The sequence below is a fragment of the Streptomyces sp. CB02400 genome (assembly GCF_001905725.1).
In the GTDB taxonomy this organism is placed as follows: domain Bacteria; phylum Actinomycetota; class Actinomycetes; order Streptomycetales; family Streptomycetaceae; genus Streptomyces; species Streptomyces atrovirens.
In genome coordinates this window covers 283841-299099 of record NZ_LIWB01000003.1, presented here as the reverse complement: position 1 = coordinate 299099, position 15259 = coordinate 283841, and the positions used below count along the sequence as shown (strand labels likewise).

The window sequence follows — 15259 nt, the reverse complement described above, 5'->3', positions numbered from 1 at the left end:
GCTGATGTAGCTGCTCCTGTCTGGCTCCCGCCTTTCGTCCGCGCGTCTTCATCGGAAGAGCACTTTGTTTCGTTCTGCCTGATCTGCCCCAGTAGCTGTATCAGCGACGAAGCCCGCCACCGCGACGGTGCGGTGCTCCCCGCTTTGTGGACGCGCCAAACATCCGCAGTCCAGGACGTCCTCATTCCGGGTTGTTCCACCCGTCGTTCCGGCGCCTTTCGTTGCATGTATGCGAAGGAGCCCGCCATGTCGATGATCCGCGACCTGCGCGCCGTGGTCCGTCCCTCCTCCCGTGTCTCGCTGCGCAAGGAGAGCGGCCCGTACGACGCCACCCGTGACCCCGCGACGACCACCGCCGTCGTCGACTGCGCCGTCTACCGCGACGGCCGCCGCCTCATCACCGAGGGCGGCCCGCTCACCCCGCACGAGGCGATGCGGCTGGTGCGCCGCGACGGAGGCTTCGTGTGGATCGGTCTGCACGAGCCGAACGAGGCCGAATTCGCCGGGATCGCCCGGGAGTTCGGGCTGCACCCGCTGGCCGTGGAGGACGCCGTCCAGGCCCATCAGCGGCCCAAGCTGGAGCGCTACGACGACTCCCTGTTCACGGTCTTCAAGACCGTCCACTACGTCGACCACGACGAGCTCTCCGCCAGCAGTGAGGTCGTCGAGACCGGTGAGGTGATGTGCTTCACCGGCCGGGACTTCTTCATCACCGTCCGGCACGGCGGGCAGGGCTCCCTGCGGGCCCTGCGGCACCGCCTCCAGGACGACCCCGAGCTGCTGGCCAAGGGCCCCTCGGCGGTGCTGCACGCCATCGCCGACCATGTGGTGGACGGCTACATCGCGGTGGCCGACGCGGTGCAGGACGACATCGACGAGGTCGAGACGGAGGTGTTCTCGCCGGGCCGCAAGGGCACCCCGCGCGGCACCGACGCCGGGCGGATCTACCAACTCAAGCGTGAGGTACTGGAGTTCAAGCGGGCCGTGTCGCCGCTGCTGCGGCCGATGCAGCTGCTGAGCGAGCGGCCGATGCGGCTGATCGACCCGGACATCCAGAAGTACTTCCGGGACGTGGCCGACCACCTGGCCCGGGTGCAGGAGCAGGTCATCGGCTTCGACGAACTGCTGAACTCCATCCTCCAGGCCAACCTCGCCCAGGCGTCCGTGGCGCAGAACGAGGACATGCGGAAGATCACCTCGTGGGCCGCGATCATCGCCGTACCGACGATGGTGTGCGGGGTGTACGGGATGAACTTCGACTACATGCCGGAGACCCACTGGAGGTACGGCTACCCGGTGATCCTCAGTGTCACGGTGGCCATCTGTCTGGGCATCCACCGCACGCTGAAGCGCAACGGCTGGCTCTGAGCACCCCGGGAGCGCCTGGATAGGCTGGCCCCATGACAAGTGCGCTGCTCGACCGGGCCCTCATCGAGGAGGCCACGAAGAAGTCCGGCCTCGTCTGGGTCAAGGGACCCGGCGCCGCGGCCCGTGCGCTGTGGCACGTGTGGCACGAGGGTGCCGCGTGCGTGGTCGGCGACGGGCCCGGGGAGCAGCCGCTGCCGGGGCTGGCCGACGGTGTGTCCGCCGAGGTGACGGTCCGCAGCAAGGACAAGGGCGGCCGGTTGGTCTCCTGGACGGCGACGGTCGTGGAACTGCCGTCGGGCTCCGAGGAGTGGGAGGCGGCGGTCGCCGAGCTCAAGGGCAAGCGGCTCAACGCGCCCGACGGCGAGGCGATGACCGGGCGCTGGGCCCGCGAGTGCCGCGTCCTGCGCCTGGAACCGACCGGGGCGACGGCCCCGCTCCCCGACGGCTCCCTGGCCGAGACCCCCCTGCCGACCCCGGCGACGACCCGGCACCCCGTCCCGGCGGGACTCCCCCGGCTGCTGCTCAAGAAGAGGAAGCGGCGGGCCTAGGGGGCGTCGTTCGGGTCTTGCCGGGGGCGCGGGCCCTGACACGCACTCCCCGGAGGGGTCCCCACCACCCCCGCGCGGCTCGGCCACAAGGCGCCGTCGCCCGGAGCCGGCCTGATCCGGACGACGCCCCTCAGGACGTCGGGAGCTGCTTGCCGTAGTCGAGGGTCTCGTCCTTGGACGGTTTCTTCAGGTCGAAGTCGGTGCCCCAGGAGGAGAACGTGAGGGTGCCCGCCTTGCCGGCGCGTACCAGGCGCACCGGGTACGGCTTGCCCTCCAGTGAGACGTCCAGGGTGCCGCCGGAGCCCTCGTCGCCGGTGACGCGGATGGTGCGTACGCCCGACTGCTCGTGGTGGCCGTCCGTGGCCAGTTCGCCGTGCAGGGTCAGCAGGCCGTCGAGGAGGACGTTCTTGTCCGTGAAGCCGATGAACTTCTTGTACGACGGATCGTCCTGCGGCACCTTCACGTACTTCTCGGCGAGCGTGTCGGCCGCCGCCGCGTCCGCCTCGCCGTCGTCCTCCTTGCCGTCCTCGTGACCCCAGAACTCGGCACCGGCCTTCAGGTACAGCTCGTCGTCGACCCGCAGCAGGCGAAACGTCTCGCCCTCGGTGGTGACCGAGCCGACGCCGCCCTGCTCCTTCAGCCGCATGTCCAGCGTGTACGTGCGTCCGCTGGTGACCACGGTGCCGTGCAGCCGTACGGCGGCGACCGACTCGGCGGCCTTCTGGGATCTGCTCCGGATCTGGTCGGCGGGCAGTCTGCCGACACCGTTGGTGCCCTCGTTCGGATCCTCGGAGCATCCCGTGAGCGCCGTCCCCGTCACGAGCAGCGCGCACACGGCGCCGGCCAGCGCGGCCCTGCGGGAACGGCCCCGGTAGATCGGAATCACAGGTGGGCTGCCTCTCTGACGGGGGACCTGAACGGCGTACCGCAGAGTACCGGGGCCGGACGGGCCGAACGGAGCCAGTCCGTCCGGACCGGCCGCCGGCGCACGGATGATCGGTACGGGCTAGCCTGAAGCCCACCCGAGCGGGCAATCCGGATAACAGACGCGGCAGGCAGTACACGGCAACGAAAGACCCCGCACGGAAAGGAGTGGCGGCCATGGCAGGGGGCGCCCCCCGGTTCTTCGTCTCGCACGTCTCCGGTGTCGCCGTCTTCGATCCGGCCGGCGACCAGGTGGGGCGCGTGCGCGATCTGGTCGTCATCCTGCGGCCCGGCCGGCGTCCGCCGAGGCTGCTCGGCCTGGTGGTCGAACTCTCCACCCGCCGCCGCATCTTCCTGCCCATGAACCGGGTGACCGCCGTGCAGTCCGGCCAGGTCATCACGACCGGGGTGCTCAACGTGCGGCGCTTCGAGCAGCGGCCCACCGAGCGGCTCGTCTTCGGTGAGCTGCTCGACCGGCGGGTGACGCTCGTGGAGAGCGGCGAGGAGGTCACCGTCCTCGACCTCTCGGTGCACCAGCTCCCGGCCCGCCGCGAGTGGGAGATCGACCGGGTCTTCGTGCGCAAGGGGAAGAAGGGCGGCGCGTTCCGGCGCGGCAAGGGCGAGGCGCTGACCGTCGAGTGGTCCGCGGTCACCGGGTTCTCCCTGGAGGAGCAGGGGCAGGGCGCCGAGAACCTGCTCGCCACCTTCGAACAGCTCCGCCCCGCCGACCTCGCCAACGTCCTGCACCACCTCTCCCCCAAACGGCGCGCGGAGGTGGCCGCCGCCCTCGACGACGACCGGCTCGCCGACGTACTGGAGGAGCTGCCCGAGGACGACCAGATCGAGATCCTCGGCAAGCTGAAGGAGGAGCGCGCCGCCGACGTCCTGGAGGCCATGGACCCCGACGACGCGGCCGACCTGCTGGGCGAGCTGCCTGAGGCGGACAAGGAGCGGCTGCTGAGCCTGATGCAGCCCTCCGACGCGGCCGACATGCGGCGCCTGATGTCGTACGAGGAGCACACGGCGGGCGGTCTGATGACGACCGAGCCGATCGTGCTGCGGCCCGACGCGACCGTCGCGGACGCCCTCGCCCGGATCCGCGAGCCGGACCTCTCCCCCGCGCACGCCGCGCAGGTCTACGTCTGCCGCCCGCCGGAGGAGACGCCCACCGGCAAGTACCTGGGCACGGTCCACTTCCAGCGCCTGCTGCGCGACCCCCCGTACACGCTGGTCGGCTCGATCCTCGACGACGACCTCCAGCCCCTGGACCCGGACGCGGCGCTGCCCGTGGTCGCCGGGTTCTTCGCCACGTACGACATGGTGGCGGCGCCCGTGGTCGACGAGTCGGGGTCGCTGCTGGGCGCGGTGACGGTGGACGACGTACTGGACCACATGCTGCCCGACGACTGGCGGGAGACCGAGTTCCACCTCGACGAGGACGAGGGGGTGGTGACCGATGGCTCCTGAGCGCGACGGCGTGCGCGAGCGCGTACCGGCGGGCGCCACGGCCGCCGGTCGGCCGCGCACGCCCCGTCTGGACCAGCCGCGCCCTCCCAGGCGCCGCATCCTGCCCGAGTGGGACCCGGAGGCCTTCGGGCGGCTCTCGGAGAGCGTCGCGCGGTTCCTGGGCACCGGGCGGTTCATCGTCTGGATGACGTTCGTCATCATCCTGTGGGTGGTGTGGAACGTGTCCGCGCCGAAGGAGCTGCGCTTCGACGAGTACCCGTTCATCTTCCTGACGCTGATGCTGTCCCTGCAGGCCTCCTACGCCGCTCCCCTGATCCTGCTCGCGCAGAACAGGCAGGACGACCGGGACCGGGTCAACCTGGAGCAGGACCGCAAGCAGAACGAGCGGTCGATCGCGGACACCGAGTATCTGACCCGGGAGATCGCCGCCCTGCGGATCGGACTCGGGGAGGTGGCCACGCGGGACTGGATCCGCTCCGAGCTCCAGGACATGGTCAAGGAGCTGGAGGGACGGCAGAACGGGCACAAGGACCATCAGGGTTCTTTCCCGGCGATGCGGGCGGAACACCCGCCGGGACGTGACGCAGACGACCACTGACGTACTTACCGACGGGTGTACCCGGCGCCGTACCATCGTTCTCATGGCTACGGAAGACGCGGTGCGCGAGGCACTGGCGACGGTGAACGACCCCGAGATCAACCGGCCCATCACCGAACTCGGCATGGTCAAATCGGTGGAGATCGGGGCGGACGGGGCGGTCGCGGTCACCGTGTACCTGACGGTCTCCGGCTGTCCCATGCGGGACACGATCACGCAGCGCGTGACGGACGCGGTCTCCCGGGTCGAGGGTGTCACCCGGGTCGACGTGACGCTGGACGTCATGAGCGACGAGCAGCGCAAGGAACTGGCGACCGCGCTGCGCGGCGGCCAGACCGAGCGCGAGGTGCCCTTCGCCAAGCCGGGCAGCCTGACCCGGGTCTACGCGGTCGCGTCCGGCAAGGGCGGCGTCGGCAAGTCCTCGGTGACGGTGAACCTGGCGGCGGCGATGGCGGCCGACGGGCTGAAGGTCGGTGTCGTGGACGCCGACATCTACGGCCACTCGGTGCCGCGCATGCTGGGCGCGGACGGGCGTCCCACCCAGGTCGAGAACATGATCATGCCGCCGTCGGCGAACGGCGTGAAGGTCATCTCCATCGGCATGTTCACCCCGGGCAACGCGCCGGTGGTGTGGCGCGGCCCGATGCTGCACCGCGCGCTCCAGCAGTTCCTGGCGGACGTGTACTGGGGCGACCTGGACGTGCTGCTGCTGGACCTGCCGCCCGGCACCGGTGACATCGCGATCTCCGTGGCCCAGCTCGTGCCGAACGCCGAGATCCTCGTCGTCACCACGCCCCAGCAGGCGGCGGCCGAGGTGGCCGAGCGGGCCGGGTCCATCGCCGTGCAGACGCACCAGAAGATCGTCGGCGTGGTCGAGAACATGTCCGGGCTGCCCTGCCCGCACTGCGGCGAGATGGTCGACGTGTTCGGCACGGGCGGCGGCCAGACGGTCGCCGACGGCCTGACCCGGACGACCGGTGCGACCGTGCCGGTGCTCGGCGCCATCCCGATCGACGTCCGGCTGCGCGAGGGCGGCGACGAGGGCAGGCCCGTGGTGCTGTCCGACCCGGACTCCCCCGCGGGCTCGGCCCTCCGCTCGATCGCCGGCAAGCTGGGCGGGCGGCAGCGGGGCCTGTCGGGCATGTCCCTGGGGATCACCCCGCGCAACAAGTTCTGAGGACTCTCACGCGCAAGGGCGCCGTCCGGTACCGGGCGGCGCCCTTCCGTACACGTACCCGCTCAGGCGTCGTACGCGGTGATGTCCTTGACCACGGCGAAGCCGAGGCCGTACGCGCTCATGCCCCTGCCGTACGCGCCCACGTGCACCCCCGCCTGCGTGGAGCCCGCGAGCACCCAGCCGAACTCGGACTCCCGGTAGTGGAACGGCGTCGGCACCCCGTCCACGGGCAGGGACAGCGTCGACCAGTCCTCACCCTCCAGGTCGTCCGCGAGGACCCAGGCGGTCTCCGTCTGCTGGTCCAGCCAGTCGTCGCGCAGGGAGTGGTCCATCTGGCCGGGCCAGGTGAAGGACAGCAGCCCCACCCCGGCGAGCCAGGCGGCGGAGGAGACCGAGGTGGCCTCCAGCAGACCGGTGCCGTCGGCGCTGCGGCGCACCGGGTTGGCGGCCACGGTCACCACGACCGCGAACTTCTCCTTGGTCTCCTGGTCGGTCCCGGCCGTGTACTCGCTGCGCACCGAGGGCTCGTCGCCGTGCCCGACCGATCCGTGCTCGACGGCTCCGTCGGCCGCCAGTCCGACCTGCATCAGCCAGCGCTGCCCCGTGAAGGCCTCGTCGAGGCCGTACCAGGGGAAGGGCGCACGCAGGTAGCCGTCGACGGTACGCCGGGCGGAGGGAACGGGTTCTCCGTCCTCCGCGGCCGGCGCCTGCGCGACTGCCGAACTCGTCGTCTCCATGTGGCCGGACGCCTCCTCGCTCTCGTCGGACCGGGCGGCCCGCCCCCCTTCGGGCGTACTCGTCCGTTCCACACAACAACTCGGCAGCATAGCCACCTTGACGGCACGGGCTGGGAAACAGCCCGGCGCGTGGGCCGTGCGGACGCCCTGATCAGGCCGTGCGCAGCCCGGGTGGAGTATGAGACACGTCACGTACGCGGGGGCGTACGCCCCGGCGCCGGACGGTTCAGGTGGCGTCCGCGTCGAAGGGCGGGCGGTCGTCCGCCGACGGCGTCTCGGGCTTCTTGGTCATGTCCACACGGCCACCGGAGGAGGACGGGGCGGAGGACGAGGAGTCGGTGTCGCGGCCGTGGACGGCGTCCGCGACCTCGGCCATCTCCTTCTTCAGGTCGAAGCCGTTACGGATCTCCTTGAGCCCTAGGTCGTCGTTGTCCAGCTGCTTGCGGATGAACGTCTTGGGGTTGAGGTCCTCGAACTCGAAGTCCTTGAACTCCGGGCCGAGTTCCTGCCGGATGTCCTGCTTGGCGCTCTCCGAGAAGTCCCGGATCTTCCGGATCGTGCGCGTCACGTCCTGGATGACCTTGGGGAGCTTGTCCGGACCGAAGACGAGCACGGCGAGGACGATGAGCGTCACCAGCTCGAGCGGTCCTATGTCATTGAACACCTGAAGCTCCTCGCGATGCCTTCGGTCCTCGGTCCCCGGGGCGGCCTGCGGTCTTCCGTGGTCCGGGCCGGGTCCACGGTACCCGGCCACCCCGTGCGTCCGGTACCGTCCCGGGGCTCATCCGCCTCAGTCGCCCTCCGAGGAACCGAGCGTCAGGGTGACCGTCCGCTCCTCGCCGTCCCGCTCCAGGGTGAGTTCGAGGCGGTCGCCGGGGCGGTGGGCACGGGTCTTGACGATGAGTTCCTCGCCGGAGTGGACGCGCCGGCCGTCGACCTCGGTGATGACGTCGCCGGCCTTGATCCCGGCCCGGGCGCCGGGGCCGCCGGTGCTGACCGGGGGTCCGCCGTCGCTGCCCTTCTCCGCGACACGGGCGCCGTCGCCGCCGTACTGCATGTCGAGGGTGATGCCGATCACCGGGTGGGTCGCCTTCCCGGTGTTGATCAGCTCCTCGGCGACGCGCTTGCCCTGGTTGATGGGGATGGCGAAGCCGAGTCCTATGGAGCCGGCCTGACCGGCGTCCGGGTCGGCGCCGCCGCCGGCGGAGCGGATGGCCGAGTTGATGCCGATCACCCGGGCCTTGGCGTCGAGCAGGGGGCCGCCGGAGTTGCCGGGGTTGATCGGCGCGTCGGTCTGCAGGGCGTCGACGTACGACACGTCGCTGCCGTCGCCCTCCTCGCCGCCGGCGGTGATGGGCCGCTCCCTGGCGCTGATGATGCCGGAGGTGACGGTGCCGGCCAGGTCGAAGGGGGCGCCGATGGCGACGACGGGGTCGCCGACCCGCACGTTGTCGGAGTTGCCCAGCGGCAGGGGGGTGAGGCCGCTGACGCCCTTCACCTTCACGACGGCGAGGTCGTAGCCGCTGTCCCGGCCCACGACGGTGGCTTCGGCGGTGTCGCCGCTGTGGAAGGTGACGGTGATCTCGCCGTCGTCCCCGGCGGGTTCGACGACGTGGTCGTTGGTGAGGATGTGGCCGCGCCCGTCGAGCACGAAGCCGGTGCCGGTGCCCGCTTCGCCGGCGCCGCTGACGTGCAGGGTGACGACGCTGGGCAGTGCCTGTGCGGCGATTCCGGCGACGCTGCCGGGGTCGCGCCCCGACGCCTCCTTGCCGGCCTGCGGCAGCTCCACGGTGCCCACGCCGCCGTTGCGCTCCAGATACGTGCCGATGATCCCGCCGACGCCGCCGGACACGAGCGCGAGCAGCAACGCGGCCCCGATGAGCACCCGTCGGGCCCGCCGGCGCTTCTGCTTCTCACTGACCACGGTGGGCCCGGCCTGCTGCAACGGCGCGGCAGCGGCGGCAGCGGCCCAGGGGTCGTAACGCCCCCAGGGGTCGGCGGCCGGGGTGTCCTGGGCCGGGGGCACCTGGGCGTCCGGGTGCGCTTGCGCGGGGATGACGGGGGCCGTGGGGGCACCGTGCGGCGCCATGTCCGTCATGGTGGGGGCAGCGTGCGGCGCGGGGGTGCCGTACGGCGCTGTGTCCAGGCCCGAAGGAGACGCCGGGGGTGCGTCCTGCGGTGCGGACGTGCCCTGCGGTGCGGGCGTGCCGTGTGGTGCTGTGCCCAGGCCCGAGGGAGGTGCCGGGGGTGCGCCCTGCGGTACGGGGCCGGTGTGGGGCGTCGTGTCCGGGGGCGGCGGAGGCGCCGCGAGCGCCATGCCGTGCGCGGGTGTCGTCGCCGGGTGCTGTACGGGCGGGGCGGGTGCCCAGGGGCCCGGTTCGCCGTACGGCGGAGTGCTGTAGGGATCGGGGTCGTGCAGGGGCGTCTGCTGCCCGGGGGCGGAGGGCTCGAAAGCCACCGGCGGCGGATCGGAGACCGCGGGTGCGGGGACGGCCGAGGACGGGGAGTCGACGGAGGTGTCGGTCTCCGCGAGGGAGGCACCGGGAGCCGGGACGGCCGGGGACGCGGACCCGACCGAAGTGCCGGACGCCCCACGGGCCGGGACGGCCGAGAACGAGGAGCCGACGGAGGTGTCGGTCTCCGCGAGGGAGGCACCGGGAGCCGGGACGGCCGGGGACGCGGACCCGACCGAAGTGCCGGACGCCCCACGGGCCGGAGCGGCCGAGGACGTCTCCCCGACGGGCTCGTCGGGGACAACGGGTCCGGCGGCGGAGGCACCGGGCGCCGGGACCGGTGTGTCGGGGGCCACAGACTCGGAGGCCACAGGCTCGGGGGCTTCGGGAGCGGGCTCGGGAGGTCGGCCCTCGGAGCCCTCGGGCCGTAGGGGGCGGTCCAGTTCGTAGTCGCCCTCGTGGTCGTCGCCGGCGGCGGCCGGCTCACGGTGCGGGCGGGCCAGTTCGAAGTCGCCGTCGTGTCCCTCGGGACGCGTGGTCGGCTCCTCCCCCGGTGGGCCCGGCTTCCCCTCGTTCATGCTCTCCCCACGGCTGGACACGGCACCGCGCGACGGCGGTGGCCGCGAAACTACAGGCTCGGCACCCGGCTGGGCCTGGGCGCGCCCCCTGGATTCAACCAGGTTCGCGCGCCCCCGCGCACCGAACGGTTCAGCGGGACGTGGGCGTGGGAGCCGGTGTCGTGCCCGCGGTGAGGAGGCCGGGGTCCCTGAGCCCGGCGGAGACGGCCCACGTGGTCAGGGTGAGCGGCGGGGTCGAGCTGAGCGGTCGTATCAGCGGGGACACGGCCGTCGCACCGCCCGTCATCGGCGTGCCCGGCGTGGGGTGGCGCTCCGTCGGCGCCGGGATGCCGGGCAGCAGCGGCGCGGAGACCGCGGTCGGGGCGACCGGGGTGTTTGCGGGCGCGCTCTGGCCCGTCACCTGGCCCAGCAGCGGTCCCACGCCGCGGCGCCGCTGGGACTCGGGCACCGCCGCGCCCGTGCCCTGTGTGCGCATCGGCGTGACGTTGCTGCCCTTGCCCGCGCCGCGCGCCTCCGTGTCGGTGGGCGTGCCCGTGGCGGTGACCCCGCCGAGCGCGATCGCGGCCAGCGACACCGCCCCGGCGGCGACGAACGCGAACCGCAGCCCGCGGGAGGACGGCCGGTCGGTCTCGTGGCGGCTGACGTCATGGACGGCGAAGCCCCGGCCGCCCGCGGCGGCCGGCAGCGCGGACCCGTGCCGCCGGACGGGCTCGTAGGCGAACTCGAAGCGCTCGCCCCGCCTGGTCCCGAAGACCCCGGAGCCCCCGCCGAACCGTCCCGACGTACCACCCGGCAGCCCTCCGCCGCCCAGCGGCGAGCCGCCGTCGCCGGGGTCGCCCCCGGCCGGCAGTCCCTGGAGGCGGGCCAGGAAGCTCTCGGAGGGCGGCGGGGGTGCCGCCTGCGCGAACACGTTCTTCAGACGGCGCTGCGCGTCCACCTCCGCCTTGCACTTCGCGCAGGTGGCGACGTGCGCCAGTACGCGCTCACGCGCGTCATGACCGAGCTCTCCGTCCACCAGGGCGGAGAGTCGGTCTCCCAGGTGCTGCTCTGCGAGGTGTCCCTCGGAAGACTTCGGCTGTGAACCGCTCACGCGCTCGCGCCCCCTCCTCCCAGTGCGGGAACACGCGGCACGAAGGAGCGGCGCTCCGCGCGCGCCTTGGGCGAGCGGTGCGCGAGGGCCTTGCGCAGCTGGGAACGGCCGCGGTGGATCCGGGACCGGACGGTGCCGAGCTTGACGCCCAGGGTGGCCGCGATCTCCTCGTACGACAGTCCTTCGATGTCGCACAGGACGACGGCGGCGCGGAACTCGGGGGCGAGGGTGTCGAGGGCCTGCTGGACGTCCGCGTCGAAGTGGGCGTCGTTGAACACCTGCTGCGGCGTGGGCTCCTTGCTGGGCAGCCGCTCGGCCGCGTCGTCGCCCAGCGCGTCGAAGCGGATGCGCTGCTTGCGGCGGACCATGTCCAGGAAGAGGTTGGTGGTGATGCGGTGCAGCCAGCCCTCGAAGGTGCCCGGCGTGTACGTCGACAGGGAGCGGAAGACGCGGACGAAGACCTCCTGGGTGAGGTCCTCGGCGTCGTGCTGGTTGCCGGTGAGGCGGTAGGCGAGCCGGTAGACCCGGCCGCTGTGCATGCTGACGATCTCCTCCCAGGTGGGCGGAGTCCACGCCTGCCCGTCCGCGTCGGTGGAGAAAGTCGCGGTCTGGGCCGGGTCGCCGGCGCGGTCGTGGTCAGCAGCGGTGTTGTTCACGGATTTCGGCCTGCCCGCCGATCCGAGGAAGCGCCGCAGCACTCCTGCGCGATCCACAGGCGCAGCCGCACCTCCCCTATCGGCTCTGGTGGTGTCCAGTGGAGCCCCTACCATAGCCACCTCGCCCGTTAGCTCCGGATAAGCGGTTTTACGAGAATTTGATCTGGGCTGCCACGGCTCGTACGGCTGCGTCAGCACTTGCTCGGCGTCCTCGTCCACTGCCTGCCCCCCGTCACGGCACACGCCACTTGCTCATCCCTTTAAACGACCGGTCCCATCTGCGGGTTCCCGACGCCAACGGATACAGTCACGCCGAGGCTTCCACGGGGACAGGAGAGGGTCATTACCGCCAACCGGCAGACGAGCTGGGCGTTCGCCGACGCCTATGTCGCCGAGGACGAAGCGCTGCACTGGGCCCGTGACCGGGCCCGTGACGCGGGGCTGCGCTCGGTGTCGCCCGGCACGGGCGCGGCGCTGCGGTTGCTCGCCGCCAGCGTGGACGCCAAGGCGGTCGCGGAGATCGGCACCGGCTGCGGAGTCTCCGGGATCCACCTGCTGCACGGGATGCGGCCGGACGGGGTGCTGACCACGGTCGACCAGGAGCCGGAGCACCAGCAGTCCGCCCGCCAGGCGTTCCGCGACGCCGGTTTCGCCGGGAACAGGGCCCGCTTCATCCCGGGCCGCGCGCTGGACGTCCTGCCCCGTCTCGCGGACGCCGGTTACGACCTGGTCTTCTGCGACGGCGACCGGCAGGAGTACCAGGACTATCTCGCCGAATCGTTGCGTCTGCTGCGCCCGGGAGGCCTGGTCGCCTTCGAAGGGCTCTTCGCGAACGGACGCACGGTGGACTCCGGACCGCAGCCCACGGAGGTGCTGCGACTGCGGGAGCTGGTGCGGACCGTACGCGAGAGCACGGAACTGGTGTCGTCGCTGCTGCCGGTGGGGGACGGGCTGCTCTGCGCCGTCAAACGGTGACCGGCGGACGGTGACCGGCGGACACGGTCCGCGCCCTTCCGCCCGTACGCGAAACAGCCGCCCCGGCACCGCGTGCGGCGCCGGGGCGGCTGAAAGGGTATGGTCGCTTGCGCGTCAGCCGACGACCTTCTTGAGGGCGTCGCCGAGCGCGTCGGCCTCGTCCGGGGTCAGCTCGACGACGAGCCGACCGCCGCCTTCGAGCGGAACGCGCATGACGATGCCCCGCCCCTCCTTGGTCACCTCGAGCGGGCCATCACCCGTCCGCGGCTTCATGGCCGCCATGCTCGTTCCCCTTCCTGAAACCCAGCTAAACCGTCTGAGCCGACGGCCCACTGAAGGGCACCTGCGGTCCTTGAAGCAGGACACACGCCACCGGCATCGAACACATTGCTTCCAGGCCATTATCCCGCATGGCGGGACCCGATGACCAACATCGGTCGGCATCGCTTGAGCAACGCGCGCGAGCAAAACCACTCAATTCGGCGATGTGACTGCGATACTGCGCCACCGCACACACGTCCACCGATCGGAAACGGACAGGAATTGTTTGACGCAGGTCACACGTCGGTCGCCCGCCACGGCCGGTGATCTCCGTCATGCTGTCCTGCAGACGGGGACGTACCGGCCGGTAGGTCCCGAGCCGCCACACGGAGGGATACGCCATGGCCGACACCGTGCTCTACGAGGTGAGCGACGGACTCGCGACGATCACGCTCAACCGTCCGGAGGCGATGAACGCGCTGAACGTCGCGGCGAAGGTCGCCCTCCGGGACGCGGTCCGGTCCGCCGCGGACGACGACGCCGTACGGGCCGTGCTGCTGACCGCGGCCGGGGACCGGGCGTTCTGCGTCGGCCAGGACCTCAAGGAGCACATCGGGCTGCTGGTCGAGGACCGGGAGACCGGTTCGGGGCAGACGATGAGCACGGTGCGCGAGCACTACAACCCGATCGTGAAGGCGATCGCCGGGGCCGCGAAGCCGGTGGTCGCGGCGGTGAACGGGGTCGCGGCGGGCGCCGGCTTCGGCTTCGCGCTGGCCGCGGACTACCGGATCGTCGCGGACACGGCGGCGTTCAACACCTCGTTCGCCGGGGTCGCGCTGACCGCGGACTCCGGGATCTCCTGGACGCTGCCGCGCGTGATCGGCCCCGGGCGCGCCACCGACCTGCTGCTCTTCCCGCGCAGCGTCTCCGCGCAGGAGGCGTACGAACTGGGCATCGCCAACCGGCTGGTCCCGGCGGCGGAGCTGCGCGCGGAGGCGGAGAAGGTGGCGCGGGCGCTGGCCGAGGGGCCGACGGTGGCGTACGCGGCGCTGAAGGAGTCCGTGGCGTACGGGCTGAGCCACTCGCTGGCGGAGGCGCTGGAGAAGGAGGACGAGCTCCAGACGCGGGCGGGGTCCTCGGAGGACCACGCGATCGCGGTGCGGGCGTTCGTGAACAAGGAGAAGCCTCGGTACCTGGGCCGGTGAGTTTCCGGTGAGCTCGGGGCTACAGCTGCGTCGGGGGCTGCGGCTTCGTTGTGGTTGATCGCGCCCCGCGGCGGAGCCGCTGATCGACAGGGCCCCGCGCCCCTTGAGGGGCGCTTCTCGTCACGCATGTCTCCAAGTGGTCGTTGACCAGGCCGCAGGCCTGCATCAGGGCGTACGCCGTGGTCGGGCCTACGAAACGCAGGCCCCTCTTCTTCAGGGCCTTGGACAGGGCCGTCGACTCCGGGGTCACCGCGGGGACGTCGGCCAGGGTCCTCGGTACCGGGCGGCCGGCCGGGTCGGGGGCGTGGGACCAGATCAGGGCGTCCAGCTCGCCGGGCGCCCACCCGGCCAGCTCGCGCGCGTTGGCGAGGGTCGCGTCGATCTTGGCGCGGTTGCGGATGATGCCCGTGTCGGCCAGCAGGCGCTCGCGGTCGGTGTCGGTGAACTCCGCGACCGTGGCGATCTCGAAGTCGGCGAAGGCGGCGCGGAAGCCGGGGCGGCGCCGCAGGATGGTGATCCAGGACAGGCCCGACTGGAACGCCTCCAGGCTGAGGCGCTCGAAGAGGGCGTCGTCGCCGTGGACCGGGCGGCCCCACTCCTCGTCGTGGTACGTCACGTAGTCCGCGGTGGACAGCGCCCACGGGCAGCGCGGGAGGCCGTCCGGGCCGGCGGGGGCGGCCGCCCCCTCACTCACGGCCGCTTCGTCGCTCACGATCGCCTCATCGCTCAAGGCTGTTCGTCCTCGTGGTGCGGGGTGGGTTTGTCCATGGAGACGCGGGACGCGGCGGCGCGGGCGCCGGCCAGCGCGGACTCCAGGTCGGCGATCCGGTCGTCGCGCTCGGCGAGCTCCGCGCCGAGGCGGCCGAGGGCGTCGTCCACGTCGGCCATGCGGTAGCCGCGGGCGGCGAGCGGGAAGCGCAGGCCGTCCACGTCCGCGCGGTTGACCGGCCGGTCGGGCGGCAGGGCGTCCCGCAGGCGCTCGGGGGCCGCCTCGGGCAGCGGGGCGTTGTCGCCGCCGCCCACCACGGCGAGGGTCACCGCGGCGACCACGACGGCGAGCGCGACGACCAGGAACAGGAACATAACCATCGCCGGGGCCCCCACGGTCGGATGAGTCGGATCGGGTCGGAGTCGGATGTGTGGCTCCGATCGTGCCATGCGAGTCTGACAGTCGGGACCGCCGGGCGTTCGGAGGCTGTCCCGGACGGGATCGTACGAGGAA

Annotated in this window: 16 protein-coding genes; 7 read left to right on the top strand and 9 right to left on the bottom strand. The window is 72.1% G+C overall.

Annotation, left to right across the window (positions count from 1 at the left end):
- The first annotated feature begins 246 nt into the window (after positions 1-246).
- Positions 247-1368 carry a magnesium and cobalt transport protein CorA gene (locus tag AMK33_RS09455; protein WP_073932330.1) on the top strand — a complete coding sequence of 374 codons (1122 nt, stop codon included), beginning with the start codon at positions 247-249 and terminating at the stop codon, positions 1366-1368.
- Between the two features lie 32 nt (positions 1369-1400).
- Positions 1401-1916, top strand: a complete 516-nt coding sequence (locus tag AMK33_RS09450) for a hypothetical protein (RefSeq protein ID WP_073932329.1) — start codon at positions 1401-1403, stop codon at positions 1914-1916.
- A 130-nt stretch (positions 1917-2046) separates the two neighbouring features.
- Here AMK33_RS09450 and AMK33_RS09445 read toward each other — a convergent pair whose 3' ends face one another.
- Entirely contained in the window at positions 2047-2802 is a 756-nt protein-coding gene (locus AMK33_RS09445) for a hypothetical protein (protein ID WP_073932328.1), read from the bottom strand.
- A 215-nt stretch (positions 2803-3017) separates the two neighbouring features.
- On the opposite strand from AMK33_RS09445, the gene AMK33_RS09440 reads away from it, so the two are divergent.
- The 3 genes from AMK33_RS09440 to AMK33_RS09430 are packed head-to-tail and all read left to right on the top strand — an operon-like array spanning position 3018 to position 6082.
- Entirely contained in the window at positions 3018-4307 is a 1290-nt protein-coding gene (locus AMK33_RS09440; protein WP_073932327.1) for a magnesium transporter MgtE N-terminal domain-containing protein, read from the top strand.
- A complete protein-coding gene (locus tag AMK33_RS09435) occupies positions 4297-4905 on the top strand; it encodes a DUF1003 domain-containing protein (RefSeq protein WP_073932326.1) in 609 nt (202 codons plus the stop codon). The genes AMK33_RS09440 and AMK33_RS09435 overlap by 11 nt, the downstream gene beginning before the upstream one ends.
- Before the next feature lie 43 nt (positions 4906-4948).
- The gene (locus AMK33_RS09430) at positions 4949-6082 is read left to right on the top strand and encodes an Mrp/NBP35 family ATP-binding protein (RefSeq protein WP_073932325.1); all 1134 of its coding nucleotides are present in this window, start codon (positions 4949-4951) and stop codon (positions 6080-6082) included.
- A 62-nt stretch (positions 6083-6144) separates the two neighbouring features.
- Here AMK33_RS09430 and AMK33_RS09425 read toward each other — a convergent pair whose 3' ends face one another.
- From AMK33_RS09425 to sigE, 5 genes are all read right to left on the bottom strand, one after another.
- Positions 6145-6819: a hypothetical protein gene (locus AMK33_RS09425; protein ID WP_073932324.1), complete on the bottom strand. Its 675-nt coding sequence runs from the start codon at positions 6817-6819 to the stop codon at positions 6145-6147.
- A 226-nt stretch (positions 6820-7045) separates the two neighbouring features.
- Positions 7046-7483: a sec-independent translocase gene (locus tag AMK33_RS09420; RefSeq protein ID WP_073932323.1), complete on the bottom strand. Its 438-nt coding sequence runs from the start codon at positions 7481-7483 to the stop codon at positions 7046-7048.
- Positions 7484-7609: 126 nt separating this feature from the next.
- A complete protein-coding gene (locus tag AMK33_RS43745; RefSeq protein ID WP_235618028.1) occupies positions 7610-9850 on the bottom strand; it encodes a S1C family serine protease in 2241 nt (746 codons plus the stop codon).
- Between the two features lie 130 nt (positions 9851-9980).
- The gene (locus tag AMK33_RS09410) at positions 9981-10940 is read right to left on the bottom strand and encodes an anti-sigma factor family protein (protein WP_073932322.1); all 960 of its coding nucleotides are present in this window, start codon (positions 10938-10940) and stop codon (positions 9981-9983) included.
- Positions 10937-11596 (bottom strand): RNA polymerase sigma factor SigE, encoded by a 660-nt coding sequence (sigE, locus tag AMK33_RS09405; RefSeq protein WP_073932592.1) that lies wholly within the window; start codon positions 11594-11596, stop codon positions 10937-10939. The genes AMK33_RS09410 and sigE overlap by 4 nt, the downstream gene beginning before the upstream one ends.
- A 276-nt stretch (positions 11597-11872) precedes the next feature.
- Here sigE and AMK33_RS09400 point away from each other — a divergent pair, with 276 nt between their 5' ends.
- Positions 11873-12571, top strand: a complete 699-nt coding sequence (locus AMK33_RS09400; RefSeq protein WP_073932321.1) for an O-methyltransferase — start codon at positions 11873-11875, stop codon at positions 12569-12571.
- A gap of 114 nt (positions 12572-12685) precedes the next feature.
- Here AMK33_RS09400 and AMK33_RS09395 read toward each other — a convergent pair whose 3' ends face one another.
- On the bottom strand, positions 12686-12853 hold the full coding sequence (locus tag AMK33_RS09395) for a DUF3117 domain-containing protein (RefSeq protein ID WP_003966491.1): 168 nt from the start codon (positions 12851-12853) through the stop codon (positions 12686-12688).
- 380 nt (positions 12854-13233) lie between these two features.
- On the opposite strand from AMK33_RS09395, the gene AMK33_RS09390 reads away from it, so the two are divergent.
- On the top strand, positions 13234-14037 hold the full coding sequence (locus AMK33_RS09390; protein ID WP_073932320.1) for an enoyl-CoA hydratase/isomerase family protein: 804 nt from the start codon (positions 13234-13236) through the stop codon (positions 14035-14037).
- Positions 14038-14056: 19 nt separating this feature from the next.
- Here the strand turns inward: AMK33_RS09390 and AMK33_RS09385 are convergent, their stop codons facing one another.
- The gene (locus AMK33_RS09385; RefSeq protein WP_327379031.1) at positions 14057-14731 is read right to left on the bottom strand and encodes a DNA-3-methyladenine glycosylase I; all 675 of its coding nucleotides are present in this window, start codon (positions 14729-14731) and stop codon (positions 14057-14059) included.
- Between the two features lie 32 nt (positions 14732-14763).
- On the bottom strand, positions 14764-15126 hold the full coding sequence (locus tag AMK33_RS09380) for a DivIVA domain-containing protein (RefSeq protein ID WP_107425066.1): 363 nt from the start codon (positions 15124-15126) through the stop codon (positions 14764-14766).
- Positions 15127-15259 lie beyond the last annotated feature (133 nt).